Genomic DNA, 19,800 nt, shown 5'->3' on the forward strand with positions numbered 1-19,800 from the left:
CTGCGCGGGTTTTTCCCGAGGTCCGGAGTGTTTATCATGGCCGGCTGCTACGCCTGGTTTCCCCTCGACGGGAGGTTGTTGGCCAGGCGCTTATTTCCAGGAGTTGCTGCATGACCTTTTCTTTGGCCGCCAAACTGTCGGTGTTGCTGGTGTTTATCGGCAGCACGCTGTACGTACACCTGCGCGGCAAGGCCCGTTTGCCGATGTTGCGCCAGTTCGTCAACCACTCGGCGCTGTTTGCCCCGTATAACGCCTTGATGTACCTGTTCTCGGCCGTGCCGTCCAAGCCGTACCTGGACCGCAGCAAGTTCCCGGAACTGGACGTGCTCAAGGACAACTGGGAAGTGATCCGCGAAGAGGCCATGCACCTGTTCGACGAGGGTTACATCCGCGCCGCCGAAAAGAATAACGACGCCGGCTTCGGCTCGTTCTTCAAGAAGGGCTGGAAGCGTTTCTACCTCAAGTGGTACGACAAACCGCTGCCCTCGGCCGAGGCCCTGTGCCCGAAAACCGTGGCTCTGGTCAGCAGCATCCCCAACGTCAAGGGCGCGATGTTCGCGCTGTTGCCGGGCGGCAGTCACCTCAACCCGCACCGCGACCCGTTTGCCGGTTCCCTGCGTTATCACCTGGGCCTGTCCACGCCGAACTCTGACGACTGCCGCATTTTCGTCGACGGCCAGGAGTACGCCTGGCGCGACGGTGAAGACGTGATGTTCGACGAGACCTACGTACACTGGGTGAAGAACGAGACGGAAAAGACCCGCGTGATCCTGTTCTGCGACATCGAGCGCCCGCTGAGCAATCCGCTGATGACCCGCATCAACCGCTGGGTCAGCGCGCAACTGGGCCGCGCCACCGCGCCGCAGAACCTGGACGACGAACGCGTCGGCGGCATCAACCAGGCTTATGCCTGGAGCAAGTCGTTCAGCGACAAGATCAGCAGCGTGGTCAAGCAGTGGAAGCGCAAGCATCCCAAGGCCTACCGCATTGCGCGGCCGGTGCTGGCGGTTGTCGTCTTGGTACTGCTGTGGAAGTGGCTCTTCGGCTGACTTGAAGTTTTAAATGCGGTCAAAACTGTGGGAGGGGGCTTGCCCCCGATGGCGGTGGATCAGTCGATACATCTGATGACTGACACACCGCTATCGGGGGCAAGCCCCCTCCCACATTGGACCTCCATTGCTTTTGAGATCGCCTTATGACGCGATCAACTGGCGCAGCACATAGTGCAGGATGCCGCCCGCTTTGAAGTATTCCACTTCATTGAGGGTATCGATCCGGCACAGCACGTCGATCTTCTCGCTGCTGCCATCCTCGCGGGTAGTCACCAGGGTCAGGTTCATGCGCGGCACGATCTGCGCGTCGCTGAGGCCCAGGATGTCGATCTTCTCCTTACCGGTGAGTTTGAGCGCCTTGCGGTTCTGGTCCAGCTTGAACTGCAACGGCAGCACGCCCATGCCCACCAGGTTGGAACGGTGAATGCGCTCGAAGCTTTCGGCGATCACTGCCTTGACCCCTAGCAGATTAGTACCCTTGGCCGCCCAGTCGCGGCTCGAGCCGGTGCCGTATTCCTGGCCGGCGACCACCACCAGCGGCGTGCCGGTGGCCTGGTACTTCATGGCGGCGTCGTAGATCGGCATTTTCTCGCCGGTGGGCACATACAGCGTGTTGCCGCCTTCCTCGCCGCCGAGCATTTCATTGCGGATACGGATATTGGCGAAGGTGCCGCGCATCATCACTTCATGGTTGCCGCGGCGTGAGCCGTAGGAGTTGAAGTCGCGCGGTTCCACGCCTTGTTCGCGCAGGTAATGGCCGGCCGGGCTGTCGGCCTTGATGTTGCCGGCGGGGGAGATGTGGTCGGTGGTCACCGAATCGCCCAGCAGGGCCAGGACGTTGGCGCCGTGGATGTCCTTGATCACTGGCAGCGGCCCGGCGATGTCGTCGAAGAACGGTGGATGCTGGATGTAGGTGGAATCCTTCTGCCACACGTAGGTCGCGGCCTGCGGCACTTCGATGGCTTGCCACTGTGCGTCGCCGGCGAACACCTCGGCGTATTCCTTGTGGAACATACCGGTGCTGACCTGGGCGACCGCGTCGGCAATCTCCTGGCTGCTTGGCCAGATGTCCTTGAGGTAGACCGGATTGCCGTGTTGATCGTTGCCCAACGGTTCGCGGCTGATATCGATGCGTACCGTACCGGCCAACGCATACGCCACCACCAGCGGCGGCGAGGCCAGCCAGTTGGTTTTCACCAGCGGGTGGACGCGGCCTTCGAAGTTGCGGTTGCCGGACAGCACCGACGCCACGGCCAGGTCGGCTTTCTGGATGGCTTTTTCAATCGGCTCGGGCAACGGGCCGGAGTTGCCGATGCAGGTGGTGCAGCCATAACCCACCAGGTCAAAACCGAGCTTGTCCAGGTATTGGGTGAGGCCGGCCGCCTTGTAGTAGTCGGTGACCACTTTGGAGCCGGGGGCCAGGGAGGTTTTTACCCAGGGTTTGCGGGTCAGGCCTTTTTCCACGGCCTTTTTCGCCACCAGCCCGGCCGCCATCATCACGCTGGGGTTGGAGGTGTTGGTGCAGGAGGTGATCGCGGCGATCACCACGGCGCCATTTTTCAGACGATAGGTCTGGCCGTCGTACTCGTAATCGGTTTCGCCCACCAGATCGGCATTGCCCACGGCCACACCGCCGCCGCCTTCGCTTTCCAGGCGGCCTTCTTCCTTGTTGGTCGGTTTGAATTGCAGGTCGAGGAAGTCACTGAACGCCTGGCCGACATTCGGCAGCGACACGCGGTCCTGCGGGCGTTTCGGCCCGGCGAGGCTGGCTTCGACGCTGCCCATGTCCAGGGCCAGGCTGTCGGTGAACACCGGCTCCTGGCCGGCGTTGCGCCACAGGCCTTGGGCCTTGGTGTAGGCCTCGACCAGTTTGACGGTCTGCGCCGGGCGACCGGACAGGCGCAGGTAGTCCAGGGTCACCTCATCCACCGGGAAAAAGCCGCAGGTGGCGCCGTATTCCGGGGCCATGTTGGCGATGGTGGCGCGGTCTGCCAGGGGCAGGTCGGCCAGGCCGTCGCCGTAGAACTCGACGAATTTGCCGACCACGCCTTTCTTGCGCAGCATCTGGGTGACGGTCAGCACCAGGTCGGTGGCGGTGATGCCTTCTTTCAATTTGCCGGTGAGCTTGAAGCCGATCACTTCCGGAATCAGCATCGACACCGGCTGGCCGAGCATCGCCGCTTCCGCTTCGATCCCGCCCACGCCCCAGCCAAGCACGCCGAGGCCGTTGATCATGGTGGTGTGGGAATCGGTGCCGACCAGGGTGTCGGGGAACGCATAGGTGCGGCCGTCTTCGTCTTTGGTCCACACGGTGCGGCCGAGGTATTCGAGGTTGACCTGGTGACAGATGCCGGTGCCCGGCGGCACCACGCTGAAGTTGTCGAAGGCGCTCTGGCCCCAGCGCAGGAAGGCGTAGCGTTCGCCGTTGCGCTGCATTTCGATGTCGACGTTTTGCCCGAACGCGGCGGTGGTGCCGAACTTGTCGACCATCACCGAGTGGTCGATCACCAGGTCCACCGGCGACAGCGGGTTGATGCGCTGCGGGTCGCCACCGGCCTTGGCCACGGCGGCGCGCATGGCAGCCAGGTCGACCACGGCGGGCACCCCGGTAAAGTCTTGCATCAGCACGCGGGCCGGGCGGTACTGGATCTCGCGGTCGGACTGGCGCTCTTTGAGCCAGGCGGCGATGGCCTTGAGGTCGGCGCCGGTGACAGTTTTGTTGTCTTCCCAGCGCAACAGGTTTTCCAGCAGTACTTTGAGAGACATCGGCAGCTTATCCAGGTCACCCAGGCGCTTGGCGGCTTCGGGCAAGCTGAAATAGTGATAAGTCTTGTCGTCGATTTGCAGGGTTTTAAGGGTTCTCAGGCTATCAAGGGATGACATTACATGACTCCTTATGGTCCGCACGGCTACGGACCTGACGGGACGAACAGAACTATCAAACTAGCCCTGTTTTCAGTAGCTGGCTAATTACTGGACTCTATGGACAGATCCAAGGTTCCGAAGTCAGTTATCATGCGCGCGTTTTCATGACAGACATTGCGATAGCGCAAGTCCGTTGGGTCGCCAGGAGAGTCGATGAACACCCTTTTTATGCACTGCCGCCCGGGTTTTGAAGGCGAGGTCTGTTCCGAGATCGCGGAACACGCCGCGCGCCTGAACGTTTCCGGCTACGCCAAGGCCAAGACCGGCAGCGCCTGCGCCGAATTTGTCTGCACCGAGGAAGACGGTGCCCGGCGCCTGATGCACGGCCAGCGTTTTGCCGAGCTGATCTTCCCGCGGCAGTGGGCGCGCGGGGTGTTCATCGACCTGCCGGAAACCGACCGCATCAGCGTGATCCTCGCGCACCTGCGCGAATTCCCGGTGTGCGGCAGCCTGTGGCTGGAGATGGTCGACACCAACGACGGCAAGGAGCTGTCGAACTTCTGCAAGAAATTCGAAGTTCACCTGCGCAAAGCCCTGCTGAACGCCGGCAAGCTGGTGGACGACCCGAGCAAGCCGCGCCTGCTGCTGACCTTCAAGAGCGGCCGCGAAGTGTTCATGGGCCTGGCCGAGTCGAATAACTCGGCGATGTGGCCGATGGGCATCCCGCGCCTGAAATTCCCCCGCGATGCGCCCAGCCGCTCGACCCTGAAGCTGGAAGAGGCCTGGCACCACTTCATCCCCCGCGACCAGTGGGACGAGCGCCTGCACGGCGACATGACCGGCGTCGACCTGGGCGCGGCTCCGGGCGGCTGGACCTGGCAACTGGTCAACCGGGGCATGCTGGTGACCGCCATCGACAACGGCCCCATGGCCGAAAGCCTGATGGACACCGGCCTGGTGCAACACTTGATGGCCGACGGTTTCACCTTCGTGCCCAAGCAGCCGGTGGACTGGATGGTGTGCGACATCGTCGAAAAACCGGCTCGCAACGCCGCCTTGCTGGAAACCTGGATCGGCGAAGGCTATTGCCGTGAAGCGGTGGTCAACCTGAAACTGCCGATGAAGCAGCGTTACGCCGAGGTCAAGCGTTTGCTCGAGCGCATCGAAGACGGCTTCAAGGCGCGCGGTATTCGTGTGGAAATCGGCTGTAAGCAGCTGTACCACGACCGTGAGGAAGTGACCTGCCACTTGCGTCGGCTGGTGGATGTGAAGAAAACCAAGGCCCGTTAAACTGAGCGCCTGCCGTAGGAGTAATCAATGAGCGATATGACCGACACTGCCGTCGACGGCACCCTCGACGCTACCGGCCTGAACTGCCCGGAGCCGGTGATGATGCTGCACCAGCACATCCGTGACCTGCCGCCTGGCGGCCTGCTCAAGGTGATCGCGACCGACCCGTCGACCCGCCGCGACATTCCCAAGTTCTGCGTGTTCCTTGACCATGAACTGGTGGCTCAGCAGGAACAGGCCGGTACGTACCTGTACTGGATCCGCAAGAAGCTCGACTAAGCCCCCGATTCCTGTAGGAGCGAGCTTGCTCGCGAAAACTAAGCCGCCGATTCCTGTAGGAGCGAGCTTGCTCGCGAAGACCCCGAGAGCGCCACGTCAAACCAGGCAAGCTGCGTTATCGCTGGCGACCTTCGCGAGCAAGCGCGGGTGTGTGCTGCTTAACCCCGCACCTTGTCCCGGCGAATGCGTCGGCGTGCGCTGCGCGCCAGGCGCACCAGCAACATCCCCGCCGCGCAGCTCAGGCCCACGATCAGCCCCTGCCACAAACCGCTGGGGCCGCTCGCCGCGCCCAGCCAGTCGGTCAGCCCCAGGGCGTAACCCACCGGCAACCCCACGCCCCAGTAGGCGAACAGGGTCAGCACCATGGTCACGCGGGTGTCTTGATAACCGCGCAAGGCCCCGGCGGCGGTGACCTGGATCGAGTCGGAAAACTGGAACAGCGCGGAAAACACGATCAGCGTCGACGCCAGGTGGATCACCACCGGGTCCGGGGTGTAGATCGCCGCGATCTGCTCGCGGAACACCAGCATCAGGCTGCAGGACAGGCAGGCATACGCCAGCGCCGTGCCCATGCCGACCCCGGCAGCGAAGCGCGCTTCACGCGGCAGGCCACGGCCGAGGGCCTGGCCGACGCGCACGGTGACGGCCGTGCTCAGGGAGTAGGGGATCATGAACACCAGGGAACTGACGTTCAGGGCGATCTGATGGCCGGAGACCACCGTGGCGCCCAAGCTGCCGATCAGCAGGGCGATCACCGCGAAGATGCTCGATTCGGCAAAGATCGCGATGCCGATCGGCAGGCCGATGCCCAATACGCGCTTGATCACCGCCCATTGCGGCCAATCGAAACGCTTGAACAGTTCGCTGCTCTGGTACGCCGGCCCCCAGCGCGTCCAGCCCGCCAGGCCGAGCATCATCACCCACATCACAATGCCCGTGGCCCAGCCGCAGCCCACGCCGCCCATGGCCGGCACGCCGAAATGGCCATAGATGAAGATGTAGTTCAGCGGGATATTCAGCGCCAACCCGCACAGGCCCAGGACCATGCTCGGGCGTGTGCGGCCCAGGCCGTCGCTGAAACAACGCAACACGTAATACAGGGCAACGGCCGGCATGCCTGCGGCGATGCCGTGCAGGTAGCCCATGGACGGTTCGATCAGGTCGGGTTCAACCTTCATCGCGTGCAGGATCGGTTCGGCGCTGAGCAGCAGCAGTGACGCGATGATGCCGACCACCACCGCCAGCCACAGGGATTGGCGTACCAGCGGCCCGATCTCGCTGTAGTGACCGGCGCCATAGCGCTGGGCGACTTTCGGCGTGGTGGCCAGCAAGGTGCCGGTCATCAGCAGGTACACCGGAATCCAGATCGAATTGCCCAGGCCCACCGCCGCCAGGTCCTGCGGGCTGACGCGCCCGGCCATCACCGCATCGACGAAGCTCATCGCGGTGGTTGCCAGTTGGCCGATCATGATCGGCACGGCAAGTGTCAGCAGGCCGCGCACTTCCCGGCTGATGCGGGCGGGACGGGTGAGGGTGGCGGTGGCGGTGTTCACGTGCAGATGTCCAAAGAAGAGCGCAGGACGGCGGATTCTACGCGTTGACGCAGCGGTCAGGAAAAAACCTGTGTTAGCTATTTGTAAGCGATCTTCCAGGCGCCGCAGCGTCCACCTTCGATCTGCGGTGGAACACCGATCGCATCCCTGTACACTGCTGTTCCGCCAAAGGAGCCTGCCATGCTGATTGTTGCCGACGAAAATATTCCGCTGCTCGATGCTTTCTTCCAAGGATTTGGCGAAATACGCCGGGTGCCCGGCCGTTCTATTGACCGCGCCACCGTCGAGCAGGCCGATGTGCTGCTGGTGCGCTCGGTGACCAACGTCAACCGGGCCTTGCTCGAAGGTTCCAAGGTGCGCTTTGTCGGCACCTGCACCATCGGCACCGATCATTTGGACCTCGACTATTTCCAGCGTGCCGGCATTCAATGGTCCAGCGCGCCCGGCTGCAATGCCCGTGGCGTGGTGGACTACGTGCTGGGCAGCTTGCAGACCCTGGCCGAGATCGAGGGCGCCGACCTCAACCAGCGGACTTACGGTGTCGTCGGCGCCGGTGAAGTGGGCGGGCGTTTGGTCAAGGTGCTCAAGGGCCTGGGCTGGAACGTGCTGGTCTGCGACCCGCCGCGGCAGATCGCCGAAGACGGTGACTACGTCAGCCTGGAGCAGATCATCGAGCAATGCGACGTGATCAGCCTGCACACGCCGTTGACCAAGTCCGGCAACGGCTCCACCTGGCACTTGTTCGACCGCGAGCGCCTCAACCGCCTCAAGCCCGGTGCCTGGCTGATCAACGCCAGCCGTGGCCCGGTGGTGGACAACGCCGCCCTGCGCGACGTGCTGCTTTCGCGTGAAGACCTGCAAGCGGTGCTGGATGTGTGGGAAGGCGAGCCCGAAGTGGATGTCGACCTGGCCGACCTCTGCGTGCTGGCCACTCCGCACATCGCCGGTTACAGCCTGGACGGCAAGCAGCGCGGCACGGCGCAGATCTACCAGGCGTTCTGCGCGCATCTGGGCCAGGCGCCGGCGATTGAACTGAGTGATTTGCTGCCGCCGCCGTGGCTGGCCGAGGTCCACTTGAATGCGTCTACCGACCCCGCCTGGGCGCTGGCGACGTTATGCCGCAGCGTGTACGACCCGCGTCGCGACGATGCGGATTTCCGTCGCAGCCTCGTGGGAACGGTGGACGAGCAACGCAAGGCGTTCGATCTGCTGCGCAAGCACTATCCGGAGCGCCGTGAGATCGATGGCTTGAAGGTGCGTATCCATGGGCAATCGGCGCTGTTGTCTGGCATCGTCGAGGCATTGGGCGCTGAACTGCTGTAGGAACGAGGTCACAAAAAAACCGGCCATCAAGGCCGGTTCTGAAAGAGCGTGGGCGCTTCAGCCTTGCTGGGCAGGCTTGACCAGTCGCTGTTCCAGCTCGCGGCACGCTTGCTGGATCATGTCTTCGGTAATCTGCACTTCGCGGCCTTGGGCGTCGATGACGGAGCAAGGCAGGTATTGCGGTTGGCGGATTACTTCAATCTTGGCATCGCTGCTGTTTTGCAAGGTCATGGCCTGTCTCCTCATCAGGTTGTGTACCAACTTTAACCCCCCCGCGTGACCGAGCTGTTACAACTCCTTGCAAGATCATCGCTTCGAATACTCAGTCCACCAGAAACCGTTACAAATTTCCAGCCGGGTGTTAGACCGATAACCTCTAGGGGGCAGAGTGGGCGGGCATAATTAACCCGACTCATTGTTATTTACCCAAGTTCCCCCAATGTTGTCTGTAGGTTCCGATCTCCCCTCATCAGGTGATGCCCCCCATGTTCTCAGTCCGACAACGCCGTGCAATTCGCCTGGCCAGCCGCTTCATTGCGCCCTATCGCTGGCAGGCGCTTGGCGCGCTGGTGGCGCTGATCGTCACCGCCGGCATCACCTTGTCCATGGGCCAGGGCATTCGCCTGTTGGTGGACCAGGGCTTCATGACCCAGTCGCCGCACTTGCTCAACCAATCCATCGGCCTGTTCATGATCCTGGTACTGGGCCTGGCCGTCGGCACGTTTGCGCGGTTTTACCTGGTGTCGTGGATCGGCGAGCGGGTGGTGGCGGACATTCGTCGGCAGGTGTTCAACCACCTGATCTACCTGCATCCGGGCTTCTATGAAAACAACCGCAGCTCGGAAATCCAGTCGCGGCTGACCACCGACACCACATTGTTGCAATCGGTGATCGGCTCCTCGCTGTCGCTGTTCCTGCGCAATGCGTTGATGGTCATCGGCGGCATCGTGCTGCTGTTTGTCACCAACCCCAAGCTCACCAGCATCGTGGTGGTGGCGCTGCCGCTGGTGTTGGCGCCGATCCTGATTTTCGGCCGCCGCGTGCGCAGCCTGTCGCGCTTGAGCCAGGACCGTATCGCCGACGTCGGCAGCTACGTGTCCGAGACGCTCGGCCAGATCAAGACCGTGCAGGCCTATAACCACCAGGCGCAGGACGAACAACGCTTTGCCGTGACCGTCGAGGACGCTTTCAGCACCGCACGTAAGCGCATTGCCCAGCGCGCCTGGCTGATTACCCTGGTGATCATGCTGGTGCTCGGCGCTGTCGGGGTGATGCTGTGGGTCGGCGGCATGGATGTGATCAGCGGGCGCATTTCCGGTGGTGAACTGGCCGCGTTCGTGTTCTACAGCCTGATCGTCGGCAGCGCCGTCGGCACCTTGAGCGAAGTGCTCGGCGAGTTGCAGCGCGCCGCGGGGGCGGCAGAGCGGATCGGCGAGTTGCTGCAGTCGCACAACGAGATCCAGGCGCCCGTCGCCGGCAGCGTGCAATTACCGCCACGCGTCAGCGGCCGCATGGAGCTGCAAGACCTGCGCTTTTCCTACCCGTCGCGGCCGGACACTTACGCCATCGACGGTTTGAACCTGACCATCAACCCCGGCGAAACCCTCGCGCTGGTGGGCCCGTCGGGCGCGGGCAAGTCGACGATTTTCGACCTGTTGCTGCGCTTCTATGATCCCCAGCACGGCCGCATCCTGCTCGAAGGCCAGCCGCTGACCGAACTCGACCCCCAGGACCTGCGCCGCCACTTTGCTCTGGTGTCCCAGAGCCCGGCGCTGTTCTTTGGCAGTGTCGAAGACAACATCCGCTACGGCAACCCGAGCGCCACTCGCGAGCAGGTCGAAGCCGCGGCGCGGATTGCCCATGCCCACGACTTCATCCTGCAAATGCCCGATGGCTACCAGACCCACCTCGGCGACGGCGGCATGGGCCTCTCCGGCGGCCAACGGCAACGCCTGGCGATCGCCCGCGCGTTGCTGGTAGATGCGCCGATCCTGCTGCTGGACGAAGCCACCAGCGCCCTCGACGCCCAGAGCGAACACCTGATCCAGCAGGCGCTGCCACAACTGATGCAGGGCCGCACCACGCTGGTCATCGCGCATCGGCTGGCGACGGTGAAGCATGCGGACCGGATCGCAGTGATGGACCAGGGCAAGCTGGTGGCGATCGGCACGCATCAGCAGTTGATCGCGAGCAACCCGCTGTATGCGCGGTTGGCGGCGTTGCAGTTCAGTGATGGCGTGGAGGAACAGGCTGCGCACTGAAATCACCGCGCAAAAAAATGCCCGCATCGAAGGATGCGGGCATTTTTGTGTGTGCGTCACGCTTTATTGATCGTCGAAATACCGCTCATGCCAGTCCACCAACGGCTGTGGCGAATTGAGCTTCTGCCCGTAGATCACCGAATAAGACAGCACGTTCTGCACGTACTGGCGGGTTTCGTCGAACGGGATGCTTTCCACCCACACGTCGAAACTCAGGTGATCGGCGCCGCGCAGCCACTGGCGCACGCGGCCCGGGCCGGCGTTGTAGGCGGCGGAAGCGAGGACGCGGTTGCCGTTGAACTGGCTGTGTACCTGGCTCAGGTAAGCGGCGCCGAGCTGGATGTTTTTATCCGGATCGAGCACCTGGGCCGGGGAGGCCAGCGGGATGCTGAACTTGCGCGCGGTGTCTTTGGCGGTGCCGGGCATCAGCTGCATCAGGCCGCTGGCGCCGACGCCGGAGCGGGCGTCGTCCATGAACGCGCTTTCCTGGCGGGTGATGGCGAACACCCAGCTCGAATGCAGGCCACGCACCTTGGCTTCGCGCACCAGGGTGTCGCGGTGGGCCATTGGGAAGCGGATGTCGAGGTCATCCCAGTACTGCGCCTGGCTGATGGTACGGATCGCCGGGAAGTACCACTTCATGTCGTAGGCCAGCCTGGCCTGGGCGACCATTTCGTCGCGGTTGAAGTGACGGCTGACGTGGTACCACTCGCGGCGGCCATCGACCACCTGGCCCCGCGCATAGAACTCCAGGGCGCGGCGCACGCCGGGGGTGTTGCGCACTTTGTTGATCAGCGCCTGGCTCATCAACAGCGGCTTGTTCATCAGTTGGTACGGCGCTTTGGAGCGGTCGGCGGCGAGGAATCCGTAGAAATCGCGCTCCCGCGACAGGTTCTTGTACAGCACCAGGGCTTGCGGGTTTTTCGGCTCGGCCAGTTCCAGGCTGCGGGCCTGCCAGTAGCGCCAGCGGTTGGTGGTGGCCAAGTCCTGCGGGAGTTTGCGCGTGAGTTGGTAGGCGTCTTCCCAACGGGCCAGGCGCAACAGCAGGCGCAGGCGCCATTCGGACACGGTGTTGTCGCGCAGTTCCGGGTCGTACTTGGTCATCACCTCAAGAGCGCGTGGATCAAAGCGCTTGGCCAGGGTCAGGCCGATCTCGCGGGCAATCGCCACTTTTTCGTCACGGGAGAAGTGCATGCTGCTGGCATAGCCGTCGAGCATGGCCATGGCCTTGTCCGGGTCCTGCCGTGCCAGGCGGCGCAAGCCCAGGCCCACGGCGTCAGACATGGCCTCGGTGGCCGGCAGGAAGCGCGATGGGTCGTTGAGCATCTCCGGCTTTTGCGCCACGTCCACCATCAGGCGGCCTTGGGCGCCGAGGGTCGGCAGGCTTTTCACCAGGCTGTTGGCCAGCGCGTAGTTGCGGGCTTCGGCGGCGAGCTTGGCGCGGTCCCAGATTTTCTGTTCGGTGAGTTGGCCATCTGCGGCCCACTGCGCGAACGTGGCATCACAGGCGGACGGTTGCGATTTACCGGTCAGCCAGAGTTTTTCGGTGGTTTTGTAGCCTTCGGCTTTCAGATTGTGCGTGAGCTGGAACTGGCCATGCAGGCAATCGAGCTCGACGAAATTGAGCTTGGGGTCGTAGTACTTTTCAAAGGTCTGCCAGTCGCCACGCTCGGCCAGCCAGCGCAACCAACGCAGTTTCATCCAGTTGGCCTGGGGCAGGTCGCCGTTTTTGGCGAGGAATTGTTCGATTTCCTCGTTGCTCGCGGTCTTCAGGCGTGCGGTCAGCTCGTCGTAGGCCAGGTACGGCGTCAGCGGATAGTCGGCCAAGGCCTGGCTGTATTGCATGTAGGGCCCGGTATCGCCCTTGGCCAGGGCGCGTTTGGCTTCATCGTAATATTGACGTTGGGTGGTTATGTCCACGGCCAGGGCGGATTGAGCGGCAGTGGCGGTAAGAAGCAGACAAGATAAAAAGTTGAAAAGGCGACTGCGCATGAGACGTCCGTGCAAAGAAATCACGACTAGCGCCGGCACCGCCGACACTCATTGCCTCTAGCTTAGCCTTTTGCCTGCGGCCGGTGAAAGCTTTGCCGACCTGTTCGTTCAAGTTCGCAGGAATTGTCTTACAGAACCCACCCGTAGCGAAAATGCCGGCCGCATCCCACCCTCAACTCAGGTAGAATGCGCGCCCAGTTTTTGGAGAAGCGTATGACCCTGCTCAAATTCAGCGATGTGTCCCTTGCTTTCGGCGCTATGCCGTTGTTGGACAAGGTGTCCTGGCAGATCGCCCGTGGTGAGCGGGTGTGCATCATCGGCCGCAACGGCACCGGCAAGTCCAGCATGATGAAGCTGGTAAAAGGCGACCAGAAGCCCGATGACGGCTCTGTATGGCGCGCCCCGGGCCTCAAGATTGGCGAATTGCCGCAGGAACTGCCGGTGGCCGACGGACGGACAGTGTTCGACGTGGTCGCCGAAGGCCTGGACGGCGTCGGTGAGTTGCTTGCGCAATACCATCACCTGGCGCAGAACTGCGTCACCGAGGAAGACCTGGACAAGCTGATGCACGTCCAGCAAGACCTCGAAGCCCGCGACGGCTGGCGCCTGCAGCAACTGGTGGACAGCACCCTGAGCCGCCTGCAACTGCCGGCCGACAAGACCCTCGCCGAATTGTCCGGCGGCTGGCGTCGCCGCGTCCTGCTGGCCCAGGCCCTGGTGTCCGAGCCGGACCTGCTGCTGCTCGACGAACCGACCAACCACCTGGACATCGGCGCGATCGCCTGGCTCGAAGAAGCCCTCAAGGATTTCCAGGGCGCCGTGTTGTTCATCACGCACGACCGGTCCTTCCTGCAGAATCTGGCGACCCGCATCCTCGAGCTGGACCGTGGTGGCCTGATCGACTGGAACGGCGACTACGCCAGCTTCCTGGTCCACAAAGAAGCCACCCTGGCCGCTGAAGAAACCGCCAACGCCTTGTTCGACAAGCGCCTGGCCCAGGAAGAAGTGTGGATCCGCCAGGGCATCAAGGCGCGCCGCACCCGTAACGAAGGCCGTGTACGCGCACTCAAAGCCCTGCGCGTTGAACGCAGTGAGCGTCGCGAGCGCACCGGCAAGGCCAACATCATGCTGGAAACCGCCGACAAGTCGGGCAAGCAGGTGATGGTGCTGGAGAACGTCAGCTTCCATCACCCGGACGGTCCGTTCCTGATCAAGGACTTCTCCATGGTCCTGCAGCGCGGCGACCGTATCGGCCTGCTCGGCGCCAACGGCACCGGCAAGACCACGTTGCTCAAGCTGATGCTTAACGGCCTGCAACCGACCAGCGGTAAAGTGGAAGAGGGCACGCGCATCGACGTGGCCTACTTCGACCAGTTGCGTCACCAGTTGGACCTGGAAAAAACCGTGATCGACAACGTCGCCGAAGGCCGCGACTTTATCGATATCGACGGCCAGAGCCGCCATGTGCTGAGCTACCTGGGCGACTTCCTGTTCAGCCCGCAGCGCGCACGCACGCCGGTCAAGGCCTTGTCCGGTGGTGAGCGTGCGCGCTTGTTGCTGGCCAAGCTGTTCAGCAAGCCGGCCAACCTGCTGGTCCTCGACGAACCGACCAACGACCTCGACGTGGAAACCCTCGAGCTGCTGGAAGAGGTCCTGCTGACCTTCAACGGCACTGTGCTGATGGTCAGTCACGACCGGGCATTCCTCGACAACGTGGTCACCAGCACCCTGGTCTTCGAAGGTGAAGGCAAGGTGCGCGAGTACGTCGGTGGTTACCAGGACTGGCTGCGCCAGGGCGGCTCGCCGCGCCTGCTGGGCGTGACCGAGAGCAAGTCCGGCAAGGCCGACTTGACCTCCGCCGTCGTCGCCCCCGTGGCCGCCGCTGCACCGGCGCCGGAAGCCGCGCCTGCCGCGAAGAAGAAACTCAGCTACAAGCTGCAGCGTGAGCTGGAAGCCCTGCCGGGTGAAATCGACGCCAAGGAGCAGCAGATCGCTGCGGTCGAAGCGCAAATGGCTGACGCGGGTTTCTACCTGCGTCCGGCGGCGGAAACCGCCGAGGTCATCGCGTCCCTGGAAACCTTGAACCAGGAGCTGGAAGTGCTGGTTGAACGTTGGGCCGAGTTGGACGCCTGATTGATTCCAGTGCATTAAAAAACCCGGTGTTCATTTCAATGAGCACCGGGTTTTTTATATGAGCTGCAGTCCAACATGTGGAAGGGAGCAAGCTCCCTCCCATATTGGATCTCGATCGGTCCTACGCGCCTTTTACCAGCTTCACCGCCAGCACATCGCACGGTGCGCCGTGCAGGACGTCATTGGCGGTGGAGCCCAGCAGCAAGGCCAGGCCGTGACGGCCATGGCTGCCGACCACGATCAGGTCGCAGCCCTGTTCCTTGGCCAGGTGATGGATTTCCTGGCGTGGCTGACCATAGGTCAGGTGGCTCTGATCTTTTTTCAGGGGCGGGTACTTGGTGATCAGGCGCTCAAGGCGTTCCTTGGCTTGATCGAATTGCTGCTGTTGCAGTTGTGACAGGTCCATCGGCACGTCGCCGCCAAAGGCCATGGCCATCGGTTCGACGATATGCACCAGGGACAGTTTGGCAGTGGTGCCAGCCAGATCCACGGCGCGTTTGATCACTGGATCGCACTCTTCGGTCAGGTCTACGGCGACCAGAATATGTTCGTATGACATGGGGCGTTCCTCCAGGGGACTGCAATAAGTTCAGTATGGCTGCTTTCAAGCGGATGGGGTTGCGTCAGGTCAAATCCGCTTATCTAAAAAATCGGGAGTACACATATGACGGTCTGGATAGTGGTGTCAATCCTTGCGGTGGTTTTGAGCCCCCTGGCATGGCTGCGCCCGTCGCGCCATCAGAGTGGGCGCATGGCCCTGCGCATGGAGGCGCGCCGCATGGGCCTGGCGATGCAACTGGCGCCCCAGGCGTGGCCGCACTGGCTCAAGCAGGAGCCGCCGAGCCCGTGTGCGCAATACCACCGGCCACGGCGCGGCAAGGTCCCTGCACTATGGAGTTATTGGCAGCTGGAGCCTGGCGTGTGGGTCAATCAATGGCAGGAAGCCTGCGTGGACGAGCAATTGCTGGCGCATTTTGCGACGCTGCCGGCCAACGTCTACAAAGTCGAGGCAGACCGGCAAATGATCGCGTTGTGCTGGGGCGAGAAGGGTGATGTGAGCGACCTGCAGGCCATTGATACGTTGCTCAAGGCCCTGGCCTGAACGTCGGGCAATAAAAAGCCCGACATCATCATCGGGCGGGGTTGGCCAGGCAGGCCGGTAAAGCTGTGTGTTTCACGCCGGGTATTCACCCAGGCGTTTTGACTATTCTGTAATGGCTGCCGCAAGCGTAGCCGGATATCCGGATCTGTACAGTCTTTTCCTACGCTGTATTCATTATTGATTTGGTGAATAGTTGAATATTGGCGAAGCGTGGGCCAAGGGTTGGGGTTCTGAAATGACTGGAAAGTCGCGTTTTTCCTAGCGCTTTCGAGCGATTGACAATTGCCCGGAATTGGATGAAGGTGGCGTACCCAAATCAAACGGGCGTATGAATTGAGCGTTTGTCTGTCAGACGTCTCATACAGAATCCCGACTATCGCATTGGCGGGTGTGCCTGGCGCATTGGGGTGAGCATTGACGAAATCATCAATGTCCAACCAGAGGCCAGCGTCCGATGTGTACTGTTCAGCTTCCATATCGTGGAGATCAGTTGATGATTTACGAAGGTAAAGCCATCACGGTTAAGGCTCTTGAAAGTGGCATCGTCGAACTGAAATTCGACCTCAAGGGTGAGTCCGTCAACAAGTTCAACCGTCTAACCCTGAACGAACTGCGTCAGGCCGTAGACGCCATCAAAGCAGATGCTTCGGTCAAGGGCGTGATCGTCTCCAGCGGCAAGGACGTGTTTATCGTCGGCGCCGACATCACCGAATTCGTCGAGAGCTTCAAGCTGCCCGATGCCGAGCTGGTGGCTGGCAACCTCGAAGCCAACAAGATTTTCAGCGATTTCGAAGACCTCAACGTGCCGACCGTTGCCGCGATCAACGGCATCGCGCTGGGCGGCGGCCTGGAAATGTGCCTGGCGGCGGATTTTCGCGTCATGTCGGCCACTGCGAAAATCGGCCTGCCGGAAGTCAAGCTGGGCATCTACCCAGGTTTCGGCGGCACCGTGCGCCTGCCGCGCATCATCGGGGCCGACAACGCCATCGAGTGGATCGCCGCCGGCAAGGAAAACAAAGCTGAAGACGCGCTGAAAGTCGGTGCCGTCGATGCTGTGGTTGCTCCGGACAAACTGGCCGAAGCCGCGCTGAACCTGATCAAGGGCGCCATCAGCGGCGAATTTGATTACAAGGCCAAGCGTCAGCCGAAGCTGGAAAAACTCAAGCTCAACGCCATCGAACAAATGATGGCGTTCGAAACCGCCAAAGGTTTCGTGGCTGGCCAGGCCGGCCCGAACTACCCGGCGCCGGTTGAAGCGATCAAGACCATCCAGAAAGCCGCGAACTTCGGTCGCGACAAAGCCCTGGAAGTGGAAGCGGCAGGTTTCGTCAAGTTGGCCAAGACCTCCGCTGCCCAGAGCCTGATCGGTCTGTTCCTGAACGATCAGGAACTGAAGAAAAAGGCCAAGGCCTACGATGAAGTCGCCAAGGATGTGAAACAGGCTGCCGTACTCGGTGCCGGCATCATGGGCGGCGGTATCGCCTATCAGTCGGCGTCCAAAGGCACGCCGATCCTGATGAAAGACATCAACGAACACGGCATCGAGCAAGGCCTGGCGGAAGCGGCCAAGCTGCTGGTAGGTCGGGTTGATAAAGGTCGCATGACCGCAGCGAAAATGGCTGAAGTGCTCAACGGCATTCGTCCTACGCTGTCCTACGGCGATTTCGGCCACGTCGACCTGGTGGTCGAAGCGGTTGTCGAAAACCCGAAGGTCAAGCAAGCGGTACTGGCGGAAGTGGAAGCCCAGGTCAAAGACGACACCATCCTGGCGTCCAACACCTCGACCATTTCCATCACGCTGCTGGCCAAGGCCCTCAAGCGTCCGGAAAACTTCGTCGGCATGCACTTCTTCAACCCGGTACACATGATGCCGCTGGTGGAAGTGATCCGTGGTGAGAAGTCCAGCGAGCTGGCCGTCGCCACCACCGTTGCCTACGCCAAGAAAATGGGCAAGAACCCGATCGTGGTCAACGACTGCCCGGGCTTTTTGGTCAACCGCGTGCTGTTCCCGTACTTCGGCGGTTTCGCCAAGCTGGTCAGCGCCGGTGTGGACTTTGTGCGTATCGACAAGGTCATGGAAAAATTCGGCTGGCCGATGGGCCCGGCGTACCTGATGGACGTGGTCGGCATCGACACCGGCCACCACGGTCGCGACGTGATGGCTGAAGGCTTCCCGGACCGCATGAAAGACGACCGCCGCTCGGCGATCGACGCGCTCTACGAGGCCAAGCGCCTGGGCCAGAAGAACGGCAAGGGCTTCTACGCCTACGAGACCGACAAGAAGGGCAAGCAGAAGAGGGTTGCCGATCCGTCGGTCCACGAAGTGCTCGCGCCGGTCATCTATGAACAGCGTGAGGTGTCCGACGAGGACATCATCAACTGGATGATGATCGCCCTGTGCCTGGAAACCGTGCGTTGCCTGGAAGACGGCATCGTCGAAACCGCCGCCGAAGCCGACATGGGCCTGGTGTACGGTATTGGTTTCCCTCCATTCCGTGGCGGTGCGCTGCGTTACATCGACTCGATCGGTGTGGCCGAGTTCGTTGCCCTGGCTGATCAATACGCTGATTTGGGCCCGCTGTACCACCCGACCGCGAAGCTGCGTGAGATGGCCAAGAACGGCCAGAGCTTCTTCGGTTAAGCGTCCCATACACTTGAGCGAGAATATTTATGAGCTTGAATCCAAGAGACGTCGTGATTGTCGACTTCGGTCGCACGCCGATGGGCCGCTCCAAGGGCGGCATGCACCGCAACACCCGCGCCGAAGACATGTCGGCGCACCTGATCAGCAAATTGCTGGAGCGTAACGTCAAGGTCGACCCGAACGAAGTCGAAGACGTGATCTGGGGCTGTGTCAACCAGACCCTGGAGCAGGGCTGGAACATCGCCCGCATGGCTTCCTTGCTGACCCAGATCCCGCACACCGCGGCCGCCCAGACGGTCAGCCGCCTGTGTGGTTCGTCGATGAGTGCATTGCACACGGCCGCCCAGGCGATCATGACCGGCAACGGTGATGTATTCGTGGTCGGTGGCGTGGAGCACATGGGCCACGTCAGCATGATGCACGGTGTCGATCCCAACCCGCACATGTCGCTGCACGCGGCAAAAGCCTCGGGCATGATGGGCCTCACCGCGGAAATGCTCGGCAAGATGCACGGCATTACCCGCGAAGCCCAGGATGCGTTCGGCCTGCGTTCCCACCAGCTCGCCCACAAGGCGACCGTGGAAGGCAAGTTCAAGGATGAAATCATCCCGATGAACGGCTACGACGAGAACGGTTTCCTGAAACTGTTCGACTACGACGAAACCATTCGTCCGGATACCACCCTGGAAAGCCTGGCCGCCTTGAAACCGGCGTTCAATCCAAAGGGCGGCACCGTGACAGCCGGCACTTCGTCGCAAATCACCGACGGTGCCTCGTGCATGATCGTGATGTCGGCGCAGCGTGCCAAGGACCTGGGTATCCAGCCGATGGCGGTGATTCGTTCGATGGCCGTAGCGGGTGTGGACCCGGCGATCATGGGCTATGGTCCGGTACCGGCGACACAAAAAGCCTTGAAGCGCGCGGGCCTGACCGTCGCCGATATCGACTTCTTCGAGCTCAACGAAGCCTTCGCCGCACAGGCCCTGCCGGTGCTGAAAGATTTGAAAGTACTCGACAAGATGAACGAGAAGGTTAACCTGCACGGCGGCGCGATCGCCCTGGGCCACCCGTTCGGTTGCTCCGGCGCGCGAATCTCCGGCACTTTGCTCAATGTGATGAAGCAAAATGGCGGCAACCTCGGGGTTGCAACCATGTGCATTGGTCTCGGCCAAGGCATTTCCACCGTCTTCGAACGCCTTTAAGCGTTGGGTTGACGGAAGCCGGGGCCCAGTGCCCCGGTTTTTGTTTTTCGGTAGTTTTATTATTTTTTTTTAACAAATTTTGTAAGGCGGCCAGAGCATGAAAG

14 protein-coding genes are annotated in these 19,800 nt (G+C 61.8%); 9 read left to right on the forward strand and 5 right to left on the reverse strand.

Annotation, left to right across the window (positions count from 1 at the left end; all coding sequences use genetic code 11):
- Positions 1 to 110: 110 nt before the first annotated feature.
- The gene (locus INT12_RS15565; RefSeq protein WP_017848761.1) at positions 111 to 1,049 is read left to right on the forward strand and encodes an aspartyl/asparaginyl beta-hydroxylase domain-containing protein; all 939 of its coding nucleotides are present in this window, start codon (positions 111 to 113) and stop codon (positions 1,047 to 1,049) included.
- Between the two features lie 144 nt (positions 1,050 to 1,193).
- Here INT12_RS15565 and acnA read toward each other — a convergent pair whose 3' ends face one another.
- Entirely contained in the window at positions 1,194 to 3,935 is a 2,742-nt protein-coding gene (gene acnA / locus INT12_RS15570; RefSeq protein ID WP_193040158.1) for an aconitate hydratase AcnA, read from the reverse strand.
- A gap of 195 nt (positions 3,936 to 4,130) precedes the next feature.
- On the opposite strand from acnA, the gene rlmM reads away from it, so the two are divergent.
- On the forward strand, positions 4,131 to 5,207 hold the full coding sequence (gene rlmM / locus INT12_RS15575) for a 23S rRNA (cytidine(2498)-2'-O)-methyltransferase RlmM (protein ID WP_017848763.1): 1,077 nt from the start codon (positions 4,131 to 4,133) through the stop codon (positions 5,205 to 5,207).
- A gap of 27 nt (positions 5,208 to 5,234) precedes the next feature.
- Positions 5,235 to 5,486, forward strand: a complete 252-nt coding sequence (tusA, locus tag INT12_RS15580; RefSeq protein WP_017848764.1) for a sulfurtransferase TusA — start codon at positions 5,235 to 5,237, stop codon at positions 5,484 to 5,486.
- A 158-nt stretch (positions 5,487 to 5,644) separates the two neighbouring features.
- Here tusA and INT12_RS15585 read toward each other — a convergent pair whose 3' ends face one another.
- Entirely contained in the window at positions 5,645 to 7,039 is a 1,395-nt protein-coding gene (locus tag INT12_RS15585; protein WP_193040985.1) for an MATE family efflux transporter, read from the reverse strand.
- Positions 7,040 to 7,219: 180 nt separating this feature from the next.
- Here INT12_RS15585 and pdxB point away from each other — a divergent pair, with 180 nt between their 5' ends.
- On the forward strand, positions 7,220 to 8,362 hold the full coding sequence (pdxB, locus tag INT12_RS15590) for a 4-phosphoerythronate dehydrogenase PdxB (RefSeq protein WP_017848766.1): 1,143 nt from the start codon (positions 7,220 to 7,222) through the stop codon (positions 8,360 to 8,362).
- Positions 8,363 to 8,419: 57 nt separating this feature from the next.
- Here the strand turns inward: pdxB and INT12_RS15595 are convergent, their stop codons facing one another.
- Entirely contained in the window at positions 8,420 to 8,593 is a 174-nt protein-coding gene (locus INT12_RS15595) for a PA1571 family protein (RefSeq protein ID WP_017848767.1), read from the reverse strand.
- Between the two features lie 245 nt (positions 8,594 to 8,838).
- Between INT12_RS15595 and INT12_RS15600 the strand changes: the two genes are divergently transcribed.
- The gene (locus tag INT12_RS15600) at positions 8,839 to 10,623 is read left to right on the forward strand and encodes an ABC transporter ATP-binding protein/permease (protein ID WP_177031598.1); all 1,785 of its coding nucleotides are present in this window, start codon (positions 8,839 to 8,841) and stop codon (positions 10,621 to 10,623) included.
- A 63-nt stretch (positions 10,624 to 10,686) separates the two neighbouring features.
- On the opposite strand, the gene INT12_RS15605 is transcribed toward INT12_RS15600, so the two are convergent.
- The gene (locus INT12_RS15605; RefSeq protein ID WP_017848769.1) at positions 10,687 to 12,615 is read right to left on the reverse strand and encodes a transglycosylase SLT domain-containing protein; all 1,929 of its coding nucleotides are present in this window, start codon (positions 12,613 to 12,615) and stop codon (positions 10,687 to 10,689) included.
- Between the two features lie 213 nt (positions 12,616 to 12,828).
- Between INT12_RS15605 and INT12_RS15610 the strand changes: the two genes are divergently transcribed.
- Complete coding sequence (locus INT12_RS15610; RefSeq protein ID WP_017848770.1) at positions 12,829 to 14,748, forward strand: ATP-binding cassette domain-containing protein; 1,920 nt, start codon at positions 12,829 to 12,831, stop codon at positions 14,746 to 14,748.
- Between the two features lie 121 nt (positions 14,749 to 14,869).
- Here INT12_RS15610 and INT12_RS15615 read toward each other — a convergent pair whose 3' ends face one another.
- Positions 14,870 to 15,307 (reverse strand): universal stress protein, encoded by a 438-nt coding sequence (locus INT12_RS15615; protein ID WP_104903750.1) that lies wholly within the window; start codon positions 15,305 to 15,307, stop codon positions 14,870 to 14,872.
- A gap of 105 nt (positions 15,308 to 15,412) precedes the next feature.
- On the opposite strand from INT12_RS15615, the gene INT12_RS15620 reads away from it, so the two are divergent.
- The 3 genes from INT12_RS15620 to fadA all read left to right on the forward strand — a co-directional run bounded on the left by INT12_RS15620 (position 15,413) and on the right by fadA (position 19,696).
- Positions 15,413 to 15,850, forward strand: coding sequence for a hypothetical protein (locus INT12_RS15620; protein WP_193041232.1), 438 nt, complete (start codon positions 15,413 to 15,415; stop codon positions 15,848 to 15,850).
- A 493-nt stretch (positions 15,851 to 16,343) separates the two neighbouring features.
- Complete coding sequence (gene fadB / locus INT12_RS15625; protein ID WP_193040188.1) at positions 16,344 to 18,491, forward strand: fatty acid oxidation complex subunit alpha FadB; 2,148 nt, start codon at positions 16,344 to 16,346, stop codon at positions 18,489 to 18,491.
- Between the two features lie 29 nt (positions 18,492 to 18,520).
- The gene (fadA, locus tag INT12_RS15630) at positions 18,521 to 19,696 is read left to right on the forward strand and encodes an acetyl-CoA C-acyltransferase FadA (RefSeq protein ID WP_026140242.1); all 1,176 of its coding nucleotides are present in this window, start codon (positions 18,521 to 18,523) and stop codon (positions 19,694 to 19,696) included.
- Positions 19,697 to 19,800: the final 104 nt, after the last annotated feature.

This window comes from Pseudomonas sp. K8 (assembly GCF_014889455.1).
Taxonomy (GTDB): Bacteria; Pseudomonadota; Gammaproteobacteria; order Pseudomonadales; family Pseudomonadaceae; genus Aquipseudomonas; species Aquipseudomonas veronii.